We start from the raw sequence: 23,044 nt of genomic DNA, 5'->3' as shown, positions 1-23,044 counted from the left end.
CAGCCCAGTGTATAGTTTTAGAGCAGAGCTTTGACCGTCCTCCCCAGACGGGACTCGGGCGAGACGGGGTTCGGGCAACAAATAAATTAATAATGAGTTAGGACTATTCACCTACGTTTCAGCGTTATCCTTACTTTTTCATTTAATTTACCCCCAATTAAGGTGAATTTATGTCATTAGCAAAACTCAGAACACATTATACAGCCGATATCAAGCCTGAAAAGGTTGATAACGGTCAAAAAATCACCCTGGCAGGATGGGTCCACGAGGTTAGAGACCTCGGAGGGATCTGTTTTGTAGTGCTTCGAGACCGGGAAGGAAAGGCTCAGGTCACCCTTGTAAAGAAGAAAGTTGATAAAGAACTGTTTGCCGCTGCAAGAAGGCTTGTCCGCGAATCAGTGATTTCAGTAACTGGCTCCGTTAAATTTGAAGAGAAGGCTCCAAATGGATATGAGCTGCTTCCTGATGAGATCACTGTCCTGAATGTTGCAGATTCTCCCCTGCCGATGGACACTACAGGCAAGGTGGAGGCTGAACTTGATACCAGGCTGGATTCAAGATTTATCGACCTAAGAAGGGCCGAAACAGCTGCAATCTTCAAGATAAGGCACCTGGCTCTCCAGGCAATCAGGAAATACTTTGTAGAAAACGGATTTATAGAGACCGCAACTCCCAAGGTCGTAGCGACTGCAACTGAGGGTGGTACAGCACTTTTCCCTATTACCTACTTTGACAGGGAAGCTTTTTTGAATCAAAGTCCCCAGCTCTTCAAGCAAATTCTTATGAGCGGCGGTCTTGATAGGGTCTTTGAGATCGGCCCCATTTTCAGGGCAGAAGAACATGATACTCGCAGGCACCTGAACGAGGCTACTTCTATCGATATCGAGGTCAGTTTCGCAGATCATTTCGATGTAATGGAAATTCTCGAGAACCTCGTAACTTATGTTTACACTCAGGTCATTGAGAAGTGCAAGTCCTCCCTTGAGACACTTGAGGTTGAACTGAAAGTTCCGAAAACTCCTTTCCTCAAGCTTACCTATGATGAAGTAATCGAGATTATAAATGCCCGCTCGGAAGAGAAAATGCAGTGGGGAGATGATCTCAGCACGCTCGGAGAGCATGTTGTGGGTGATTATGTCTACGAAACCACAGAGGAATCACACTATTTCATTATTGACTGGCCAACTGAGATTAAACCATTCTATGCCATGCCTTATGAAGACAGGTCGGAGTACAGCAAGTCTTTTGACATGATGCACCGAACAATGGAACTGTCTTCGGGAGCCCAGCGTATCCATATCCCTGACCTGCTTAAGAGCCGGATAGAATCACAGGGCCTGAATCCTGACGGTTTCGAATTCTACCTGAAGGCTTTCGAATACGGAATGCCTCCACATGCAGGCTGGGGTATGGGCTGTGAAAGGTTTATCATGACCATGCTCGGGACAGACAATATCAGGGATACCGTACTCTTCCCCAGGGATAGAAGAAGACTTTCTCCCTGAAATTCCCTTATTTTTGGTGTTTAAACAATTTCAGTTTAGTCTCCAGTTAATCTCCAGTTTAATAATCTTATTATCTTTTTTCAAGACTTGAGCCGGAAGGAAATATATATGACAGAAAGAAACATGTCCACCGATTCCCCGGAAAAACGTGCAGCCGGTGTTGCTGCTTCCTGGATGGTAGAATCGGGAATGGTAGTGGGGCTTGGAACAGGCTCGACAGTTGCGTATACTATAAAAGAACTTGGCAGGAGGATCAGGGAAGAGGAGCTTGAAATTCTGGGTGTTGTCACCTCATATCAGTCTGAAATGCTTGCTATAGAAGCTGGCATCCCTCTAGCAACCCTTGCCCAGCATCCGGAACTGGATATTGCTATTGACGGGGTAGATCAGATCGATTCCAGGCTTTACGCAATCAAGGGTGGGGGAGCTGCTCACACCCGGGAAAAAATAGTATCATCTTCTTCAAAACGTTTCGTGGTCGTAGCCGATGAGTCAAAAATAAGTACGCAGCTTGATAAAGCCGTACCTATAGAGGTTTTACCTTTTGCAAAGACCCTTGTGGTTAAGAAGATAAAGGAACTGGGAGGAAAACCCAAGCTGAGGTCTGCTTTAAGAAAAGACGGACCCGTGATAACCGATAATGGAAACTTTGTACTTGATGCTGATTTCGGTGTAATAAACGATCCTGAAAACCTTGCCCTCCAGCTATCTTCAATTCCTGGAGTTGTTGAGCATGGGATATTTTCCAATGTGGATGAACTCTATATCGGAAGAAAAGATGAATCAGTGGAGATAGTCAGGAGATAATAGTGATCTGGGATTCAGGAAATAATAGTCTGGAAGTAGTTCAAAATTGTCACGAGCAAGATAAGATTCAGTTAAATATAGCCCAGGAGTAAGCTTTCTTTAGCTTCAATAAAAATCCCTCGAAGAATAAGAACAGCAGATGACTGCCTTTAGGGCTTCATCTCCGGAATCTTATGCGAAAATAAAGTTTTACCCTCAAGAATTGACACACACCCGGTATGTTTTTATAGAAGTATTATCAGTAATTTTGTGATCAAATAATACTACTTCAGATAAGGCAACTGATTAAATTACATTTTCAGACTGATATTGGGCTAATAGTGACTGTAAGCCAGGACAATATCAAGATATTGGGTAAATATCTTCGACACTTATATTTCATTCATTTTAAGGAGGTTTTGGTTCAGATGGAAAAAAGTGGCCAGCCAATCATAATAGTAGATCCTAGAAAAGAGCGAACAAAGGGAAAAGAAGCGCTCAGCACGAATATTGCGGCTGCAAAGGCAGTGGCCAGTATAGTCAGGAGTACACTCGGACCGAGAGGAATGGACAAGATGCTTATCAATCCCATCGGGGATATAACAATTACAAACGATGGTGCAACTATTTTACATGATATGTCCATTGAGCATCCGGCAGCCAAAATGGTGGTGGAAGTTGCCGAATCACTTGAAAGCTCGGCCGGTGATGGGACTACAAGTGCTGTCGTGCTCACAGGCAGTCTGCTGGAAAAGGCAGAAAACCTTATTGAGAGTGGGGTCCACCCGACAGTTGTTATCAAGGGGTACAGGCTTGCAGCCGAGAAAGCTATCGAGCTTTTTGAGAACCTGGCGATCTCAGTTGATGAGAACGAAAAGGACTTGCTTGTAGAGGTTGCCAGAACCTCTATTACGGGGAAAGCATCTGAAAAATATAAAAGTATGATTGCGGAACTCTGTGTGGATGCCGCACTCGCTATTCGCGAGAGAGGAATAATCGACCTTAAAGACATCATTATTACAAAAGATGTCGGCGGCAAAATTGAAGAAACCGAGTTCGTCGAAGGCATTGTAATAGATAAGGTTGCTCTGGACAGGGAATTCCCTCTGAAAATAGAGAATCCAAGGATTGCCCTCATCGATGCACCAATGGAAATTGCCAAGACCGCAAACAAAGCAAAACTTCAGATCGGCGCGTATAGCGATATTGAGAATTTCGTAAAGCAGGAAGAAGCATCTCTATTCGAAATGGCAGACTACATTATTCGGGCAGGCGCAAATGCGGTTTTCTGTTCCAAGGGCATGGATGACAAGATCGCAGCCTATCTACAAAACCGGGGGATTTATGCAACCCGCAGGGTTAAGAATGAGGATATGCAGCACCTTGTAGATGCTACAGGCGGAAGACCTGTCCGCAACATCAAGGAACTGACCGAAAAAGAACTTGGTCACGCAGGGCTTCTTGAACAGGTCAGGGATGGCGACCAGGGTAAAACCTACCTCAGGGACTGCAAGGGTGCAAAATCTGTATCGATTGTCATCAGGGGTGCTACCGAGCATGTAGTTGATAACCTTGAACGCGCAATTGATGACGCCCTCTGGGTAGTGAAATGTGCGGTAGAAGATGGCAAGGTCGTTGCAGGCGGCGGTGCATCTGAGGTCGAAGTTGCACTCGGGATTCGCGCATATGCCCCCAGCATTGGTGGGCGGGAACAGATGGCAATAAAGGCTTTTGCCGACGCTCTTGAAGAAATCCCCAGGACAATTGCCAGAAACGCAGGCCTGGATACTATCAACACAATAGTAAACCTCAGGGCAAAGCACGCCGAAAACAAAAACGCAGGCCTGAACGTCAATACAGGCGTTGCCGAGGATATGCTCGAAAAAGGCATAATTGATCCTCTAAGGGTTAAGGTCAACGCTGTCAAAGCTGGTTCAGAAGCCGCAGAAATGGTACTGCGTGTTGATGATATGCTCCGAGCCCAGCGCTCTGACATGCCTGAAGTCAAACCCGAACACAGGGCAAGTACCTACGACGGTATGGCAGCCCCGCAGCTTAACATGCGCAGGTAAAGACAAGTTAGATAAATACTGGAAGTACTCAGAAAATTTCAAGAAGGAAAGCTGCAGATCCCATTCAGCAGCCTTCTTATTTTAATTCTCTTTTGTTCTTTTACATGTCTCTTATTGTTCTACTTTGTTCGAGCTTATCCTTAAACCCCTTTTTACTTTCTGAATGATTATTATATATTTGCATAAATAAATATAGTGCTAAATTAATATATCCATTGGACTTCAGGAAAAACAGAGGGGTATAAGCTTATTAATGGAGAAGTTAGTGTGACTCCTGAGGACTTCTTTATACAGTTAGTTAATTCACTTCCCTTTCCATATAACTTACTTGCAATTTTTATTATAATGATATATATTTTTTTAGCCAAGTTTTATTATACGCAGAATAAAAATAAGGTCAATAATTTTTTAGATTTACATTTTAAACAAATCACTGTTGGTCTGATCTTAATTATAATATCGACCGCCTTTTTAGCTGCCATTTTTTTTGTACACGAAAGCTTTTTCTTTCCTGAGCCTCCAGAAGACCGATTTATAGTTGCAATCTCACCTTTTTATGCAGTTAGTCCCCAAGGTTACTCAGTAGATATGTATACTCCAGGTAAAATTAAGGACGAGATTGAAAAAGTTGAGGGGAACACAATAAACGCTATAATTCTGGATTCACCTCCAATAACTGATGATAAAGACGCAGTACAGAAAGGGAAAAAAACTGGAGCCCATCTTGTTATTTATGGAGGGGATCATAGGGTTGTAACAGGTGAAACCATTACAGAATTTTATATAATATCCACAAATACATCTTCTACAACACCTTTATTCCTGGATGTTAATAGTAGTAAAAAAGCAATTCCAATCTTATATTCTGACAAATCAATTCGGCTTGAATCAGTAGAGGAAAACGTATCCTCTGCCGTATATACAGCTCTTGCATTCGAATACTATAGAAAATCTCAATATGCATCTGCAATTAAAATGTTTAAACACATTGTAAATCATGAAAATGAAAAAACTATTTTATTTTATATTGGGAGCTGTTATTTTGAGATGAGTAAATTTGATGGAAGCGTACCTAATAAATTCCTGATTAATGAAAGTCTGCTAAATGAGAGCTTAGTATACTATTATAAAACTATTGAAATTGATTGCAATTATTCACTTGCTTGGAATAACGTAGGATAGTGCATGTGTTTTTTCACTTATCAATGACAAGGAGCAAGCAATGTCTGATTTAAAGTACGCAATTGAGCTTAACTCATCGTACAAAGAAATCGCAAGAAACGATAGTGATTTTGAAGAATTATGGACAGATGAAGAGTTCAAAAAACTAGTAAGTAACAATAATTAATTAGTATTACTGAATGTAAAAAAAAGATAAAATGGATTGATAAATAGTTGATAATAGCTTGTATATCTTTTTAAGGAGCTAATTCACCTTTGTTTAAGTATTTTCAAAGCCAGCTCAAATTTCCCCGTAAAACTGCCTGTAATCCTCAATTGCCTTTTTAGCCTGTGCAGGAAATTCTTTTTTCATAAATTCTATAAACTCATCTCTTGATTGAATTTCCTTCAGGATTTCAAGCATACGTGCTGTAAATTTTTTCGACTCAATACTTCCTTTCTGTAATTCAAGAGAGAGACAGAGGGCTTCTTTTGGGAAGTACTTCCTCCTGATCCATGGAGAAACCGAGCCAAGAAGCACGCCGTCTTTCAGAATGCTGTAGGCAGGCACCCCTATAAGTTCAAGCCTGTTTTTTCCAGCAAGCTTTTCAAGGTTCTGGCTGGAATATGAGTGAAGTTCAAGATAGATCTCGGGTTTCAGTTCTTCAATAGCCTTGAGGATTTTCTTTCCGGGTCCTGTATAATAACCCGAGGTCAGGGTTGAGACGTACTTTCCACAGTTTACAACTGGAATTAAGGCAAGAGTACCGGTCTTTGGAGGCTTTATATTCTCCAAGAGTTCAGTTGTATCTTTCCACTCGTTCCCGTGCAGACCCGCGACAAAGAGCCGGACTGGCTTTCCGCTGCCGTAAATTCTAATTCCGGCATCCGGGTGCGAGTTTGGCATTTTTGTGTATTCTCGCTTTGCAGGAAAGGGATCTTCTGAACCCTCTATTCCATTAGCAGCCATTAGTTCTAGTACCTCTGTATTCCTTTTATTCGGAAAGCTTGTTTTCTCCTTCTTCAGACAGCTTTTTTTCTTCAGACAGCTTTTCTTCTTCGAGTAGAGGCTTTCTTGCGACTACATAGATCTCCTGTTTTTCGGAATTGATGACCTGCTGAATTTCAAGCCCGAGATTCTCTATTTTACTGAGGATGGGTTTTGGATTTTTTCGCCTTGGGATTTTGATAACCTGGAGCAGCTTTCCTCCGGGTCTCAGCAGAGGCAGCACTCTCGAAAGAGCCTTGACTGAATCTTCAGGTTCAAGGGTCATATCTGAGAGGATAACATCTACAGGTTCTTCTGAGAGTAAGTTCAGCGGTATAGTGAAAACATCTCCGAATGTCACCTCGACATTTTCCCTCTCGTGTGCGATTTTCCCAAGCTCACTCCTGAAATCCCTGCTGAACTCAATGCCTTTCACATTGCCTGCAATTTCCGAAGCAAAAAGGAGAAATCCACCTGCACTGGACCCAAGATCAAGCACCCTGTCCCCGGGTTTAAGAATCCCGCTTTCCTCCTGAATAAATTTGAGCTTGAAATACCCCTGAGGCTGATCCAGCCCCTCGGCAACCTCAATAACATCCTCGGTAGAAACGTCTCTGGAGACCTTTGTTACCACCGTTCCGTTAACCTTAACATTTCCGGCAACGATAGCAGCTTTGGCTCTCCCCCTTGATTTGAAATGGCCCATATCCACAAGGTATGCATCCAGTCTCATGGGGCATTGTATCGGCAGAGCCTGTATATATAGCAAGTCGGTGTATAGCAAACTAGAGAAAGCATTTCTTATTGTTGGTTGATTCAAAAGCATATTAAATTTCAGAATCTTATCATAGTTCATCTGCTGAGCCAATTTAAGCTCGAATTTCTCAAAAATAGCCCTTCCTGAAAACTGGAATAGACCTGACATCATGAGTTCAGTCATAAACGAGGTCACAAAGCAGGGCGTGTACATTGAGTTTAGTAAAAAAAGGAGATGGGCAGTTGGTGGAACTGCCCATGCTTGCTTGTAAACTAAACATCAGGGAAACAAGATCCCCAACGGTGCTGCTAAAATTCGCCACCGGAAACTCCTGTGCAGATTATATTACTTTCTTAGGTTTAATGGTTATTTCTTTCTTGATGCCTCCCACATCTATCTTAAAATTCCCAGGGGGGACAGCTGTTGTATCATAGAAGTAATTGAAGTCCCCATTCGAATCAACTTTTACCTACTGAGAAGCCGTAATATTCAAATTAACCTTTGGGACCCTTTTCTCAGCATTTCCATCGATTTTTATTTTATAGGTTCCAGGAGGAACGTTTGACTGAGATACTATTGCAGTATCCCCTGAAGCCTCTGAGCTTTTTGTTACCCAGATAACCTTTTTTACCCTCACATTGAGGTTTTTGGCTCCTTCGGCTTCCACCGTAAAGAAGTTGTTAAGGCCCTCAGGGATTTTTATTTCATCAATAGTATATTCAAATTTTCCTTTTGAGACAGGAACAGTCGTCTCGAAATTTACAAATACATCGACCTTCTCTCCCGGAAAAGCACTCCCTTTTATATTGAGTACATCCCCGGAAACAGGCTTCTTAGGGGAAAAATCCCAATGGCTAACAGGTTTTTCCAGAACTGTTATGGTTGCAACCATTGAATCTGTGCCGTTCTCATTAACTGCAGTTAGATTAACAGTATAGTTTCCTGCTGCAGAATAAGTATGCACTGGATTTTGCTCGGTAGAATTAACTCCATCTCCAAAGTCCCAATTTACAGAAGTCGCATTTTCTGACAGATCTATAAACTGTACCGATAGAGGAGCATAACCCTCTGTGACATTGCTGCTGAAGTTTGCTACAGGCAGCACTTGCTCTACTAGGACAGGACCTATAAACTGCCCGAAGGAACATGGGTAACTTCCCGCATTGACATTGGCTATAACAGTGTCTGTGGTTGTATCAATTACAGACACTGTGTTGCCCTGATAGTTTGTCACATACACTTTCGATCCATCCGGGGTAGCTGCAATTTCCTTAGGGCTACATCCTACATTCACAGTGGCTATAACCTTATTTGAGGATATATCAATTACAGAGATAGTGTCACTCTGGGAGTTTGCCACATATACCTTTGCTCTCGCAACTGTAACTCCAAAAGGATCGGCCCCAACAGGTACGGTAGCTATAACGGTTTTTTTGGCTGTATCGATTACAGACACTGTGTTGCTCTGATAGTTTGTCACATACACTTTCGATCCATCTGGGGTGACTGTAACTCCATTAGGAGCGTATGTACACTTGCATCTCTCTTTTACAGATACTGTTTTTTAAGCTTATCTCTGGAGGTGTCAATTACAGAGACAGTATCGCTTCCACTATTCGCCACGTATACCTCTTTTCCATCCGGAGTAACTGTAACTCCCTGAGGATCCTTACCTACTTTTACCGTGGTTTTAACGATATCTGTGGCTGTATCAATTACAGAGACAAATCCACGAGTTCCATAACTGCTCGCTACATATGCCTTTGTTCCATCTGGACTGACTGCAACCCCTTCGGATTGCCTCTTACACTAACTATTGCTGTAAGATTATTTGTCGCCGTGTCAATTACAGAAACATTGCTATTCATATGTGCCATACTGCCTGAATGTGTCACATACACCTTTGTTCCATCAGGCGTAATAGCAACTCCAAAAGGTTCTTCTACATGCCGTTCATATGTGATGGGAGATGTTTCTATATCCACAGTATCTATAACAGTATCTGTTGCTGTGTCAATTATATGAACAGTAGCGGTGTCGGAATTAGTAATATATGCATATGGTCCTGTAGCCGAGGAATTCTGATATGCATCCGGTCCTATGATTGAAGAATTTTGATACTCACACTGCCATATAGTCGAAGAATTATTTGCTGAAGCAACTGATGTTGTAGATAAAATCAAAACCAGCAATAAAAAATGAGCTGCTAAACCAAAGAATATCGAACATCTTGTCTTGGCTTTTAATGTCTCACCTTCTTCTTTTCTCAATATCAATAATGAAAACAAAAATTTTAATAAATATCAGTTCACAAAAAATTTAAAAGTTTCTCTAAAAATCCCATTTTTATAAAAATATAAAAACTGTATTTCAAAATTAATTACAATTTTATTATTTATCGTAGAAAAAAGAATATATTTTTGAATAATCTTATTATTTATATAATAACACTCATATTGAATTCTTTATTCTAGTATTTATTCTGAGTTCTTCTGGCATTTCAAAAGAATAAAGTCATGTTTATAATGTGCAAACCTTTGTGTATTCATTTACTGAAATTTATTGATTTACTTTCTGCCAGATACTTCGGGCAAGCCGTTTTATCCTGCAAACCTGGTGAGATAGTGTATCAAGAGATCCTTAAAAAATTTACCTCATTGTTCCCCCTATGGGCAGTACTTTTGTCTGCTGTTGCATACGCTTATCCTGAATACTTTGCTCCCCACCAGGGGCTTATTGTGCCTATTCTGAGCCTTATTATGCTAGGGATGGGAGTTACCCTCTCGGTGAACAGTTTCCTTGCAGTATTGAAGAAGCCGTCAGTAGTTCTCCTGGGCACTTTAATGCAGTACACTGTTATGCCTTTTGCAGCCTGGATAGTCTGCACGGTTTTGAAGTTGCCTCCCGACCTGGCGATTGGTGTGATTGTGCTTGGGTGCTGCCCAGGCGGCACGGCTTCGAATTTGATTTCTTATTTAGCAAAGGCTGATGTGGCTCTTTCAATAGTCCTTACGTCGGTCTCCACGTTGCTTGCTTTTCTTGCAACTCCTTTCCTTACCTGGATTTTTATAGGTCAGACTGTAGAGGTCGATGTCACAGGCATGCTGGTCAGTGTTGTAAATATGGTAATCGTGCCTGTAGTGCTAGGGCTTGCAATCAACTATTTCTTTGAGAAACGAATAAGCATGGTCAGGGAAGTTTTTCCGGCAATTTCAGCCGCAGCTATAGTAATCATTGTCGCCATAATCATAGGGACAAATAGTGCAAACCTAGAGCAGAGCGGCCCCTTGGTCCTGCTCGCGGTGATCCTGCACAATGGGCTTGGCCTTGCTGGTGGCTACTGGATTTCAAAAGCCCTGAAATTAAGTGAGATCGAAGCCCGGACTATTGCAATCGAGGTAGGGATGCAGAACTCCGGCCTGAGTGTCGCACTTGCTATAAAGCATTTCACGGCAGCAGCCGCACTTCCAGGCGCGATTTTTAGCATCTGGCACAACCTGTCAGGTGCTCTCCTGGCTGGACACTGGTCAAAACAAAGTGCACAGGCTGCTGATAATAAATGAGAAGCGCTGGGAAAAGAAGATTTAAGTAAAAGAATTGAGGTAAAAAGCTATGGACCTCACAAAAAGATTAAGATAATGGTTAACGTCTTCCGCCTCGCCTGATCCGTGGGGTGGTTGTTTTTACTTTTGGTTTTGATTTGCTTCCGGTATCATAAATTAATGAATTCTTACCTATTTTTTCTGCTGTTTCTGTCGGATTTTTTGCGTCAATATTTTTATTGAGGTTAGATATATCTGTTCTTTTTGAAGAATCGGGGTTTAAGTAAGATTTTGCAGCATGGATATTCGGTACTACGTGTCTATGCCAGAGACTCGACCAGAACATCATTGACAATAAACTGGGGCAACCGCTCTGGGTATCGCTGTAAGAAGGGGTTGATGTATTATTATCTTCTGCTGATTTTTGCTGTCCGATACAGCCGCTAAATCCACTGCTGATCAGCAGCATGATTAATAATAAACTTATTAAGCCTACTTTTTTCATTGAAAGCCTCTGTTAAAAAATCTTGTCTACAATCGGAGTGCTATTTCCCACGTAAAAGATAAAGGGATAGATTTGTATATTTTTCTAAGAAATCTATTTCACAATTTACATGTGGGTCTCGTTTGTACTCAAAGAGAATACTTTTAATGAAATAAGTAAATACTGATATTAAGACACTTAACTAATTTTACTCAAATCTATTAAAATATTCTAATGCAGATAATTATTTATATAATAGATATAATCTAGCCATCCGTTATATGTAAAAGCTTGAATCCCGCTCTTCCTGCTTTTTTCCTATGTTTTTCCTCGTTATTTTTAGAGAATGAGTTCCTGGCTTAACAGGGTTATTCACGTTGGTTTGTAGAAAAAAATCATTATTCAAAACTGAAAGTATTGAACGCAAACAGATATAAGATTGAGAATAAGAAACCATACAATTCACTATCGGTAATCCCGATTTGCTGAACATATATTCAAAGAACGATTGTTAATTGCTTAATACTTTCACTTTGCTATATTACTCTATTAATATTCACATTGCTATATTGCTCTATTAAAATTCACATTGCTATATTGCTCTATTAATAGCAAGTCTTCATTCTGCTGTGTATATCGAAAAAAATGGGAATATGAATCAGAAAATTGTCATGTGTAATCTGGATAAAATCAATGTCAGTCAATTATAACTAATTATTTATAATAACACATAGAATTATCTGTCTGAATGAATAACTTGATAAGAAAACGTAAATTTTAAGATTTTCAAAAAGTTCCTGAGAATCATAAGTTCATATTAATTCATATTATTTCTGGGTTTTTTAGAGTTCAATGTAAAATCCAGACTTGATTCAGACTTTACTCTTACCTTAAAACTGTCATACATTAAATTCTCATACACTAAAATTCTCATCTAACCAATTCTACTGGATAAAACCCGGGAGAAGAAAAATGAAAAATATTATTATTAAAGGGGCACGGGAACACAACCTGAAAGATATCACTGTTGAACTCCCGCGGGACAAATTCATTGTTATTACAGGAGTTTCAGGTTCAGGGAAATCTACTCTTGCTTTTGATACGATTTATGCCGAAGGGCAGCGGCGCTATGTGGAGTCACTCTCGGCTTATGCGCGGCAGTTCCTCGGGCTCATGAACAAGCCGGATGTAGACAGCATAGAGGGATTATCTCCTGCGATTTCCATTGAACAAAAAACTACATCAAAAAACCCTCGAAGTACGGTCGGGACCGTTACGGAAATTTATGACTATCTGAGGTTGCTTTTCGCAAGGATAGGCACGCCTTACTGCCCGACCCACAATATAAAAATCGAGTCCCAGTCCCCCGAAAAGATTGCGGACAGCCTGAGCAGGGAATGCGAGGGCATGATTACTATTCTCGCGCCTGTGGTCCGGCAAAAGAAAGGGACTTACCAGCATCTCTTCAGGGAACTGAATAGCGAAGGATTCTCCCGGATTAGGGTAAACGGTGAGATCCACAGGACTGACGATGAGATCACCCTCGACCGTTACAAAAAACATGATATTGAAGTTGTGATTGATCGGCTAGATCCTTCTGAAGACCGCTCAAGGCTAGTAGAAGCCTGTGAAAACGCCCTCAAGAAGGCAGACGGGCTTTTAATCGCGGTTGATTCGGAAGGAAAAGACCACCTTTATTCCTCAAATATGGCATGTCCGATCTGCGGAATGGCTTTCGAAGAACTCCAGCCCAGGATGTTCTCCTTCAACGGTCCTTTTGGAGCCTGTGAAGCCTGTAACGGGCTCGGCTTCAAGATGGAATTTGACCCGGACCTTATTATTCCGAATAAAAAACTTTGTCTTGCGGATGGGGCTGTTGCTCTTTACAGGAATTACCTGGACAGTTACCGGAGTCAGCATCTGGGAGCTGTGGCAAAGCACTTTGGGTTCGACATTTTTACCCCAATTGAGGCTCTCACAGATGAGCAGTACAATGTGCTTATGTACGGTTCGGACGAACGAATGCAGTTCGAAATGAGCATGAAGAACGGAGATGCCCACTGGTCTCATAAAGGAACATGGGAAGGACTGATTCCTCAGTCTGAGAGGCTGTACAGCCAGACAAAATCCGAATACAGGCGCAAGGAACTTGAGAAATTCATGCAGGTCAAGCCCTGCCCGAAATGTGAAGGCAGGCGCCTGAAGGAAAAAGTGCTTGCAGTAAAGCTGGGTGGAAAATCCATTGTGGACGTAACCGATCTTTCAATTCTGGACTGCATCCGATTTTTCGAAAACCTTGATCTCTCGGAAAAGGAAAGGGAGATAGCAAAGCAGATTTTAAAGGAAATTCGATCCAGGCTTGGCTTCCTTGAGCACGTGGGACTCGGCTATCTCACGCTTTCCCGTAGCTCAGGCACTCTCTCAGGCGGAGAAGCACAGCGAATCCGACTGGCTACCCAGATAGGTTCAAACCTCATGGGCGTGCTCTATGTGCTAGACGAACCCTCAATAGGGCTGCATCAGAGGGACAATGAAAGGCTTATCCAAACTCTCCAGACCCTGCGGGACCTTGGAAATACCCTTATAGTCGTAGAACACGATGAAGATACCATCCGGGCTGCGGATTATGTACTCGATATAGGACCAGGGGCAGGCATTCACGGAGGTTACGTGGTAGCCGAAGGTACGCCTGAAGAAATTGAACTGAACAAGGAATCCCTGACAGGCCAGTACCTCTCGGGAGAAAAACAGATAAAGCCGCCTGCTCTTCGAAGGCAAAGTGATTCGTTCATCAGGCTTAAAGGGTGCAGGGCAAACAACCTTAAGGACATAGATGTGAATATCCCGATAGGAGTCCTGACCGTGGTTACAGGGGTTTCGGGATCTGGAAAATCCACACTTATTTACGATACACTGTACAAAGCCCTGGCAAAGAAAATAAACAAATCAAATGTAACTCCAGGGGAGTATGACGAGCTGATTTTTGATTCTGAGGTCGACAAGGTAATCGTTATTGACCAGAGCCCTATAGGCAGGACTCCCCGTTCGAACCCTGCAACCTATACCAAAGTCTTTGATGCTATCAGGCAGGCTTTTGCCGAGACAAAGGAAGCCAAAATCCGGGGCTATAAGAACGGACGCTTCTCTTTCAATGTAAAAGGAGGGCGCTGCGAAGCCTGCCAGGGAGACGGGATGATAAAAATAGAGATGAACTTCCTGCCTGATGTATACATTGAATGTGAGGAGTGCAAGGGTACGCGCTACAACCGGGAAACCCTCGAAGTAAAATACAAGAGCAAATCGATTGCTGAAGTCCTAAATATGACTGTAGAAGAAGCTGCCGAACATTTCGAGAATATACCTGCAATCAAAGGCAAACTCGATACCCTGAAAAGGGTAGGGCTTGGTTACATCAAACTTGGGCAGAGCTCAACAACGCTTTCAGGCGGGGAGGCCCAAAGAATTAAACTGACAAGAGAGCTCTCTAAAAAGGGCACCGGAAGGACAATTTACCTCCTTGACGAACCCACAACAGGGCTCCACTTCCATGATGTCAAGAAACTAATTGCAGTCCTTAATGGGCTTGTAGCAAAAGGAAATACCGTGGTTGTAATCGAGCACAACCTAGACGTAATCAAATCCGCAGACTATATCATCGACCTTGGCCCCGAAGGCGGGAATGCAGGCGGAGAGATCATTGCCGAAGGAACCCCAGAGGAAGTGGCTCTGGTTCAGGGAAGCCATACTGCACGCTTCCTTGCACCCAGGCTCTCAGACTCATACCTGAGCATGTCAGAAGCAGAGCCTGTTGAGGCAATTTTCGAAGAAGGAGAAACATTTGAGGTTGATTTTGAAGAGTTTGAAGATGATCTGAATGATGAGTCCGAAGGATTTGAAGAAAATTCTGAAGAAGACCTTGAAGACAATTCCAGAGGTTTCAGGCGCTGCAAACACAGAACCGAAAAAGCGCTTGAAGAACAGCTAATTTAAAGTTGACATTAGGCCGATTTAAAGCTGATTTAAAGCTGATTTAAAGCCAATTAAAAGAAAACTAATTTAAATTAACTTTAAACTCTGTGTAAAGGCTAGAAAATTGGATATGAGGTTTAAAAATGATTGACCTGGAAGCTCTTCCTCACCTGCCTGGCTGTTACCTCTTCAAAAACGAAGAAGGGACTGTGCTGTATGTGGGCAAGGCAAAGGACCTTAAAAAGCGGGTGAGCAGCTACTTCCAGAAACGAGACCATGACCCGAAAACCGAGAGCCTTGTACAAGCTGCTCGAGGCCTTGATTTCATTGTCACGAATACGGAAGTAGAGGCTTTACTCCTGGAGAACACTCTGATCAAAAAACACTGGCCACGGTACAATATTGCTCTCAAGGACTCAAAGCGATATGCCTGCATTCACTTAACCGAAGAGAAGTTTCCAAGGATCAGGCTTTCCAGGAAGAGAACTGAAAGCGGGATCTCTTTCGGGCCCTTTATATCGGCAAAGGAAAGAGATTACATTTTTGAGGTTGTAAGAAAGACCTTCCAGCTCAGAACCTGCAAGCAGATGCCAAAGCGTGCCTGCCTGAGATACCACATGGCAGCATGTAGCGGGCCCTGCATAGGTGCAATTTCTCCTGAAGACTATGCCGAAAAAGTGAAAAAAGCCAGCTATGTCCTGAAAGGCAATATCAGAGAACTCATAGAGTCGATGGAGAAGGAGATGAGAGAACTGGCATCAAGGCAGCAGTTCGAGCAGGCTATGGCTCTCAGGGACGAAATTGCAGCTCTTGAATATCTCCAGGAAAAACAGAATGTTGAGAGGCAGAAAAAGCATAACGAGGATATTCTGAGCTATATTGTTAGGGACGACACCGTTTATCTTATGCTCTTCAAGGTTTACAAAGGCACTCTTGAGGACAAACAGGACTATGTTTTTGCTTTCGGGGAGAATTTCCTGGAAGAATTCCTGGTACAGTATTACTCCGAGAACGAACCGCCTGAAGAACTCATCCTGCCTGAACCTCTTGATGACTCGCTTGCAGATTTTCTTTCACACGTAAAGGGAATTAAGGTGAAAGTTACGGTTCCAAAGCAGGGAGAGAAAAAGGAACTTCTCGATCTTGCCCTGAAAAATGTTGAGATCGGTTTCTTCGGAGACCGGAAAAAGCTCGAAGCCCTGCAAAGTAAACTCTCCCTTCCAAAACTTCCGAATGTTATAGAATGTTTCGATATATCGCATCTCTCAGGTACGGCTACGGTTGGCTCCATGGTGCAGTTTCGTGGAGGCAGACCCGATAAACACAATTACCGCCGTTTCCGGATCGAGAGTGTTGAGGGAATTGACGATTTCGCTTCCATTGCCGAGGTTGTTCGGAGGCGTTACTCCCGCCTGCTTGAGGACAAACACGATCTGCCTGACCTGATCATCATAGATGGAGGAAAAGGTCAGCTTTCCTCAGCTTTTGAGGAGCTCCGGAAATTGAAGCTCCGGATTCCTGTTATTTCCATAGCCAAGCGGGAAGAAGAAATCTATGTGCCTGGACTTAAGTCTTCACTTCCAATCAAAAAAGACGAGAAAGCCTCGCTATTTATCCAGGAAATCCGGGATGAAGCCCACAGGTTTGCAATTAACTACAACCGCTTGCTAAGGCAGAAGTCCTTTATTCCTAAAAATTTCTGATTCTTAAAACTGCGTTATTATTATATAATTTATATATTTAGAATCTCGTTATAGGGTCTTGATTTTATGAATTCTTCAGATCAAACATCCCAGACAGTATCTCGAAAATTTTCCGAGATAATACAGAATGCCCAATATCAGGACAGCCCGCAGTTCAAGCTGGTTTCCGATTTTGAGCCTAAGGGTTCCCAGCCGCAGGCAATTGAAAGTCTTGTGGAGGGGTTGAAAAAAGGAGAGCGTTTCCAGACCCTTCTAGGGGTAACCGGATCAGGGAAAACCTATACCATTGCAAATGTAATAAACCAGATAAGGAAACCGACCCTTGTTATTGCCCATAATAAAACTCTTGCCGCTCAGCTTTATAACGAATTCAGAGAGTTTTTCCCTGAAAACCGGGTGGAGTATTTCGTCTCCTATTATGATTATTACCAGCCTGAGTCCTATCTTCCTGCCAAAGACCAGTATATTGAAAAAGACGCCATGATTAACCCGAAAATTGAGCAGATGAGGCTTGCTGCAACTGCTTCCCTGATGTCGCGCCAGGACGTTATTGTCGTGGCGTCCGTATCCTGTATCTACGGGCTTGGCAATCCTGAGAACTTCCAGAATATGGGATTTGAATTAAAGGTCGGGGATAGGGTTCAGAGAAAAGAAATCCTGCAAAAGCTCATTGAAATCCAGTTCGAGCGAAACGACCTTGAGCTTATGCCCGGGCGCTTCAGGGTAAAAGGGGATACCATTGACATTATTCCTGGTTATTTTGACAACATTATCCGGATCGAGCTTTTCGGGAACGAGATTGATCGGATTTCCGAGGTGGACAAGCAGACCGGACAGAGGACAGAGGACATGGATTATTTCTTTGTCTATCCTGCCAGGCACTATGTCATCCCTGAAGAAGAGCAGAAAAGTGCGATTCAGTCCATTCTTGAAGAGCTTGAAGATCGTCTTCCTGAACTCGGGCTACTTGAGTCCCACAGACTGAAACAGCGCACGATTTATGATATAGAAATGATTCAGGAAACCGGAAGTTGTAAAGGCATTGAAAATTATTCGAGGCACTTTGACCACCGCAAGCCCGGAGAGAAACCTTTCTGCCTGCTTGACTATTTTCCTGAGGACTTCCTGATGGTCATTGATGAAAGCCACCAGACCATCCCGCAGCTTCATGGGATGTATAACGGGGACCGTTCAAGAAAGAAGAGCCTTGTTGATTACGGGTTCAGGCTGCCCAGTGCCTACGATAACAGACCCCTGAAGTTCGATGAATTCGAGAAGTACATGAGAAATGTGATCTTTGTCTCGGCAACCCCTGCAGATTACGAAAGAGAGCACTCAGCCCGGATCGTGGAACAGATTATCCGCCCAACAGGCCTTGTTGATCCTGAAGTGGAAATTCGCCCTCTCGAAGGACAGGTCAGGGACGTTATGCAGGAAGTCAGGAAGGTTGTGGAAAGGGGAGATCGTGCCCTTGTGACCACACTGACAAAGAAGCTTGCTGAAGAACTTACCGAATATCTTGCAAGGAACGAAATCAAAGCTCGCTATCTGCACTCGGATATCAAAACCATTGAAAGGACTGAGATCATCCGCGAGCTCCGGCTTGGCAAATTCGATGTTCTTGTCGGAATCAATTTGCTAAGGGAAGGGCTCGATATTCCGGAAGTGGGTTTCATAGGCATTCTCGATGCTGATAAAGAAGGTTTCCTAAGAAACTCGAAAAGTTTGATCCAGATAATCGGTAGAGCAGCCCGGAACGCCAATTCAAAGGTTGTCCTGTATGCCGACAATATGACCGATTCCATCAAAACAGCCGTTAACGAGACAGAACGCCGCCGCTCCATGCAGATTGCCTACAATAAAGAACACGGCATAGTCCCGACAACCATCAGGAAACCCATAAGGGAGAAGGTTGTGGATATCACCGACACAAAACACATCCCGAAAACCGATATCGCCAAAATGATCATCGAACTGGAAGCCGAAATGAAAGAAGCAGCCGACAGGCTGGATTTCGAGCGGGCAATCCAGCTAAGGGAAATGATAAAGAAACTGGAGAAAGAGATAAAAGTAGCCTGAGAGGGTTAGAAAGTCTACATTTTCTTTCTTACCTTTTTACCTTCTTTTGCTTTTTTTACATTTTTTACCTTTTTACCATCTTTCCTTTTTACTTTATTTCTACAAGGTCTCCTTCTCCGACCGTATATTTTCTCTCACGTCAGTTTCTTTATCTATAATTCTTTTAAACTGTAAATTTGAACTTGATTAAACCGTATTAAGCTCCAGAATTAAATGTAATACTCAACGTAGAAACGGTAAGCAACCTGAAGTTCTTCCAGTTCCTTGGGTTCCAGTTCAAAATCAGGCTGACCGGCTTTGTAGATTTTTTCCCCTAGATTTTTGAAGGTAACCTCGCATCTAATATTTTCAGGGAGTTGAGCTTCAAAGCTTTCGCATTTGTTACGGATTTTCAGGATAAGCTTTTCTATTTCTTCAGAACTGAAGACTTTTTTATTTTCAGGGATGTAATTTACCTCAACTACAAGTTCTTCCTTACTCAACAGATCTGCCCAGAAACCTGAAAATTCAGTTCCTTCTATCCTGTAATCCTGAAGCTCGAAGCTTCTTGTGATTGTATTCTTGATTTTACCCTCTTCCATGTGCTTGTTTTAGGAAGTGGATGTATATAAACTATCTCAAAATAAAACAGATTCTTAAGGGTATCGATTTTTTAAAACATCTGATTCTCAGAAGCTTCACTCGATGAGAACTTTAACTTATGAGGATCTTCATAAGAGAATGAACTTTAAAGTACCCTCTAAGGTTCATTGAAACGGATTTTATTTTGGAAAGAGATATTTATATCCACGATTTTCAGAATAGCTGCCAATCCGGATAGGAGGACCCCATGTACCGAAACCGGAGGTGACAATTATCTGGAAGTCTCCTTTCTTTGAATAGCCCCAGCTATTTTCAAACACATGCTTGGAAATTAAAGTGTTGGGGAAAAACTGTCCAGCGTGCGTATGTCCGGATAACTGCAAATCAACCCCATTTTGCTGTCCTTCTCCAAGGCTTACTGGCTGGTGATCCAGAAGAATAATCGGTAAGTTACGGTCGATATCCTTTAAAAGCTCGGAAAGCTCGATGCGGGTTTTTCCTGCCATATGGGCTGCCATGCGGTCATCCCGACCAACTATGTAAAACTGGTTGTTTACTTTCACACATTCATCAACCAGGACATTAACTCCAGCCTGTCTGAGGTACTCAATTGCCTGCTTACTCCTGCCTCCAATATATTCATGGTTCCCGAGGACCGCATATACTCCGCACCTGGGCTGTAATTTTTTCAATATTTCCGGCATTTTGTTGCTGATAAAGAATCTCACGTCTTCATCAATGGTGTCTCCAACAAGGAATACAATATCCGGGTCAAGTTCATTGATTTTCTTAACCATTGATTCAAGGTGTTTATTATCAATCACCGGTCCAAGGTGAATATCGGATACCATGACAGCATGGAGTTCTGGTAATTCGGGCACTGTCTTTTTAATAGCAATGTCGTAATGTATTACACGTGGATGATTTGCGTTCCAGGTTCCATATATTAAGAGAAGAGATACCATGGATAAAACTGCAAATCCCCAGTATAATGACGGATAATTAGTTATCTGATCCTCAGGGAAGGCGAAATTGATCAGGAAGCGAAAAATATCCGCATCTACCCATATAAGAAGCGAATAATAGATAGCAGCCAGCCAGTAATCTCCAGTTATTGCGGCGAGGTAATTGACAGATCCGGGATAAATTCTCTTTCCTAACTTGACTGCAAAAAGCGAGATTGCAAGAAACAAGTAGCCTATCCAGTAGAGAGAAGAGTAAGGCTCAATAAAATTTTGAATTGATTGGAAAAAGCATAAGCCAACATAATAGTTGCCTGCAAAATAGATCGAGATAAAAATAATAAAAGCACCGAGGAAGAGAAAATTCGTTCTTCGGATTACTATTCCATTCCTTTTTGTTTACTCCTTCATTAATTTCCCCGGGATCTTCTCTTTTATCTGTCATCATATTTTTATTCGATGTAACATTTTATCTGATGTTACATTTTATTTAATGTTACATTTTATCTAACGATATATTTACCTATATTATATTTACCTAATATTACATTTTATCTAATGATATATTTACCTAATATTATATTTACCTAATATATATTTTACATAATGTTATATTTATCATCGTTCCTGTTTTCAGAGTTTTTTAAGCATAATTGACATTATGCCCGATCTGGAAGGCTTTGTCGACTGAGGCTGGAACATCATATTTTCCATCATTTCAGAGGATCCGAACATTTCCTCATTGACGCGGTCGTTTATTTCGTCGAAAATCATTTTGTAGGCTGGGCAGTGGGGATCAACGCCTTCTATTTTCCCATCCGTGGGCACCAGCGCATTGTATGGGCATCCGCCTCTGCAATACTTTATATGAGAACATTTGCCGCATGCCGTGTCCACATATTCTTTAAACTGAAACATTTGCTTCCAGGCTTCGGATTGAGCAAGGTCTGCCATTGTCGGGCGGTCATAAACATTACCCATTACATATTCGGGCATGCCTACAAAGCGATAGCAGGGGTATATGCTTCCCTCAGGACCAACCGCAAAGGTATCTCCCATACAGTCAACATAAGTACAGACAACACCTTTTCCTGTAAATACGCCTTTACACAGATGGTCAATATTCATAACTTCTATTCTGCCCAGATTTTCAAGGTATTTGTCAAGAAGATAAATAAGGAGTTCTCCATACTCTTCAGGTTCAAGGGTCCACTGGTTGGGGTTATCGCCTTTTAAAGAAGGCAAGCAAGGATGGAATTTAAGTGTCAGTCCATTCTCAAGATAAAAGTTGAAAATTTCTTCCCTTGACTTTACAGAATGCGAAGTAAAAGTAGTAATGAATCTAACTTCAAGCCCATGAGCTCTTGCAATTTCATAACCTTTCATGGTTTTATCGAAGTATCCTTTTCCCCTCTGCGAATCATTAAGTTCCTTCGGGCCGTCAAGGCTTGAACCTATTGGAACATTGTATTCGGCAAAAATCTCGGCGATCTCATGGGTCATTTTCCAGAGGTTTGTCTGTATTGCAAAAGCTATATGCCTGGTGCTTAAACCCTCAGCTAGAAGCGGAAGTGCTTCCCTGTAGAATTCCGCGCCTGCCAGGAGCGGTTCCCCGCCATGAAAAGTAAAAGTAACTGAATCTCCCCTGAAAACCTTAAGCCACTCAACCACTTCTTTTATGGTTTCAATTTTCATTATCGGGGATTTCTCTTCGGAACTCCAGCAATAACTGCAGTTAGCAGGACAACCAAGGGTAGGGATCAGCATGACATGAAAAGGCATATTTTAAGCACCCTTTTTTTAAGCTTCCTTAAATTATTAGTACTTTTCTAAGTTGTTCTCAGAAGGAAAAGAAGGTAAAGAGCAACTAAAAAAACCAGCTAAGTAAAAACTGGCTAAATAAGCCAGAGATATAATAGCAAAGAAGGCTACCTCAAAGGTATCATTCTGAAATCAAGTAATATTAATTGAATTCCTTAAACTCAATTCCTTCAAACCTGCATTTTGTAAGTTTTCCCTCGCGAAAAATATACAGGAAAACTTTGAAAAGGGCATAAAGCCTGAAATAATAAGCGAGCAGGACAGAAGAACGAAACCCGCTGATATATATAATTCTCTTATCATCCCTCATAGAATTGTCCAGGAATTTTACTACCCCATCAAAGGTTTCTCTTTCAAGTGTGCTTCCTTTCGGCAGGCGAGGTCCAATCACTATCACGTCTTCCTCCATACCGTCAGCACTTTTCGTTCCTTCTACAAAACCGTAGTTGAAAATTGTTGGCAGCGGGGAGAAGAAAACCTTTTCATAGCCTTTTTCTGTCTTATTATATTTCCAGAAACTGTATTTTGGAGTCTCTATAATAATTTTCATGGGAAATAGTCCTGTTGTAGTCGGGGAGTAACTTTTAAGAGTTTCCTTAGCCTCATGTTTTCCATTTGTCAATTGTGCGTTTT

The 23,044-nt window shown here is 42.1% G+C and carries 18 protein-coding genes and 1 pseudogene; 9 read left to right on the top strand and 10 right to left on the bottom strand.

The window, feature by feature from the left end; all coding sequences use genetic code 11:
- Window positions 1–170 precede the first annotated feature (170 nt).
- From aspS to AOB57_RS15100, 5 genes and pseudogenes are all read left to right on the top strand, one after another.
- Window positions 171–1,505: an aspartate--tRNA(Asn) ligase gene (aspS, locus tag AOB57_RS12555; protein ID WP_054297952.1), complete on the top strand. Its 1,335-nt coding sequence runs from the start codon at window positions 171–173 to the stop codon at window positions 1,503–1,505.
- A gap of 108 nt (window positions 1,506–1,613) precedes the next feature.
- Complete coding sequence (gene rpiA / locus AOB57_RS12550) at window positions 1,614–2,312, top strand: ribose 5-phosphate isomerase A (RefSeq protein ID WP_054297953.1); 699 nt, start codon at window positions 1,614–1,616, stop codon at window positions 2,310–2,312.
- A gap of 407 nt (window positions 2,313–2,719) precedes the next feature.
- The gene (gene thsA / locus AOB57_RS12545; protein ID WP_054297954.1) at window positions 2,720–4,363 is read left to right on the top strand and encodes a thermosome subunit alpha; all 1,644 of its coding nucleotides are present in this window, start codon (window positions 2,720–2,722) and stop codon (window positions 4,361–4,363) included.
- Window positions 4,364–4,630: 267 nt separating this feature from the next.
- Window positions 4,631–5,545 carry a hypothetical protein gene (locus AOB57_RS12540; RefSeq protein WP_054297955.1) on the top strand — a complete coding sequence of 305 codons (915 nt, stop codon included), beginning with the start codon at window positions 4,631–4,633 and terminating at the stop codon, window positions 5,543–5,545.
- Window positions 5,546–5,558: 13 nt separating this feature from the next.
- Window positions 5,559–5,711: pseudogene (locus AOB57_RS15100) on the top strand (TPR end-of-group domain-containing protein); the annotation flags it as partial.
- Window positions 5,712–5,825: 114 nt separating this feature from the next.
- On the opposite strand, the gene AOB57_RS12535 reads toward AOB57_RS15100, so the two are convergent.
- From AOB57_RS12535 to AOB57_RS12515, 5 genes are all read right to left on the bottom strand, one after another.
- The gene (locus tag AOB57_RS12535) at window positions 5,826–6,494 is read right to left on the bottom strand and encodes a DUF2119 domain-containing protein (RefSeq protein WP_082384081.1); all 669 of its coding nucleotides are present in this window, start codon (window positions 6,492–6,494) and stop codon (window positions 5,826–5,828) included.
- Between the two features lie 25 nt (window positions 6,495–6,519).
- Complete coding sequence (locus AOB57_RS12530; RefSeq protein ID WP_054297956.1) at window positions 6,520–7,245, bottom strand: S4 domain-containing protein; 726 nt, start codon at window positions 7,243–7,245, stop codon at window positions 6,520–6,522.
- A gap of 493 nt (window positions 7,246–7,738) precedes the next feature.
- Window positions 7,739–8,749, bottom strand: a complete 1,011-nt coding sequence (locus AOB57_RS15095) for a PKD domain-containing protein (protein ID WP_449405488.1) — start codon at window positions 8,747–8,749, stop codon at window positions 7,739–7,741.
- Between the two features lie 68 nt (window positions 8,750–8,817).
- Window positions 8,818–8,985, bottom strand: coding sequence for a hypothetical protein (locus AOB57_RS15090; protein WP_226999706.1), 168 nt, complete (start codon window positions 8,983–8,985; stop codon window positions 8,818–8,820).
- 35 nt (window positions 8,986–9,020) lie between these two features.
- Window positions 9,021–9,452: a YncE family protein gene (locus AOB57_RS12515; RefSeq protein ID WP_167829622.1), complete on the bottom strand. Its 432-nt coding sequence runs from the start codon at window positions 9,450–9,452 to the stop codon at window positions 9,021–9,023.
- Between the two features lie 441 nt (window positions 9,453–9,893).
- Between AOB57_RS12515 and AOB57_RS12510 the strand changes: the two genes are divergently transcribed.
- Window positions 9,894–10,832: a bile acid:sodium symporter family protein gene (locus tag AOB57_RS12510; protein ID WP_226999503.1), complete on the top strand. Its 939-nt coding sequence runs from the start codon at window positions 9,894–9,896 to the stop codon at window positions 10,830–10,832.
- Window positions 10,833–10,911: 79 nt separating this feature from the next.
- Here the strand turns inward: AOB57_RS12510 and AOB57_RS12505 are convergent, their stop codons facing one another.
- The gene (locus tag AOB57_RS12505) at window positions 10,912–11,316 is read right to left on the bottom strand and encodes a hypothetical protein (RefSeq protein ID WP_054297960.1); all 405 of its coding nucleotides are present in this window, start codon (window positions 11,314–11,316) and stop codon (window positions 10,912–10,914) included.
- 951 nt (window positions 11,317–12,267) lie between these two features.
- Between AOB57_RS12505 and uvrA the strand changes: the two genes are divergently transcribed.
- The 3 genes from uvrA (at window position 12,268) to uvrB (ending at window position 19,046) form a co-directional block, all read left to right on the top strand.
- Window positions 12,268–15,285: an excinuclease ABC subunit UvrA gene (gene uvrA / locus AOB57_RS12500; RefSeq protein WP_054297961.1), complete on the top strand. Its 3,018-nt coding sequence runs from the start codon at window positions 12,268–12,270 to the stop codon at window positions 15,283–15,285.
- 122 nt (window positions 15,286–15,407) lie between these two features.
- Window positions 15,408–16,967 carry an excinuclease ABC subunit UvrC gene (gene uvrC / locus AOB57_RS12495; protein ID WP_054297962.1) on the top strand — a complete coding sequence of 520 codons (1,560 nt, stop codon included), beginning with the start codon at window positions 15,408–15,410 and terminating at the stop codon, window positions 16,965–16,967.
- A gap of 66 nt (window positions 16,968–17,033) precedes the next feature.
- Window positions 17,034–19,046 (top strand): excinuclease ABC subunit UvrB, encoded by a 2,013-nt coding sequence (uvrB, locus tag AOB57_RS12490; RefSeq protein ID WP_054297963.1) that lies wholly within the window; start codon window positions 17,034–17,036, stop codon window positions 19,044–19,046.
- A gap of 209 nt (window positions 19,047–19,255) precedes the next feature.
- Here uvrB and AOB57_RS12485 read toward each other — a convergent pair whose 3' ends face one another.
- The 4 genes from AOB57_RS12485 to AOB57_RS12470 all read right to left on the bottom strand — a co-directional run bounded on the left by AOB57_RS12485 (window position 19,256) and on the right by AOB57_RS12470 (window position 23,033).
- Window positions 19,256–19,627 carry a hypothetical protein gene (locus AOB57_RS12485; RefSeq protein ID WP_054297964.1) on the bottom strand — a complete coding sequence of 124 codons (372 nt, stop codon included), beginning with the start codon at window positions 19,625–19,627 and terminating at the stop codon, window positions 19,256–19,258.
- 180 nt (window positions 19,628–19,807) lie between these two features.
- Complete coding sequence (locus AOB57_RS12480) at window positions 19,808–20,821, bottom strand: metallophosphoesterase (protein ID WP_226999502.1); 1,014 nt, start codon at window positions 20,819–20,821, stop codon at window positions 19,808–19,810.
- A 402-nt stretch (window positions 20,822–21,223) separates the two neighbouring features.
- A complete protein-coding gene (locus tag AOB57_RS12475; protein WP_054297965.1) occupies window positions 21,224–22,372 on the bottom strand; it encodes a TIGR04083 family peptide-modifying radical SAM enzyme in 1,149 nt (382 codons plus the stop codon).
- A gap of 181 nt (window positions 22,373–22,553) precedes the next feature.
- Window positions 22,554–23,033: an inorganic diphosphatase gene (locus tag AOB57_RS12470; RefSeq protein WP_226999501.1), complete on the bottom strand. Its 480-nt coding sequence runs from the start codon at window positions 23,031–23,033 to the stop codon at window positions 22,554–22,556.
- Window positions 23,034–23,044 lie beyond the last annotated feature (11 nt).

Origin of the sequence: Methanosarcina flavescens (genome assembly GCF_001304615.2) — an archaeon.
Classification (GTDB): Archaea; Halobacteriota; Methanosarcinia; order Methanosarcinales; family Methanosarcinaceae; genus Methanosarcina; species Methanosarcina flavescens.
The sequence above is the reverse complement of the archived record's forward strand: the minus strand, read 5'-3'. Positions and strand labels throughout refer to the sequence as shown.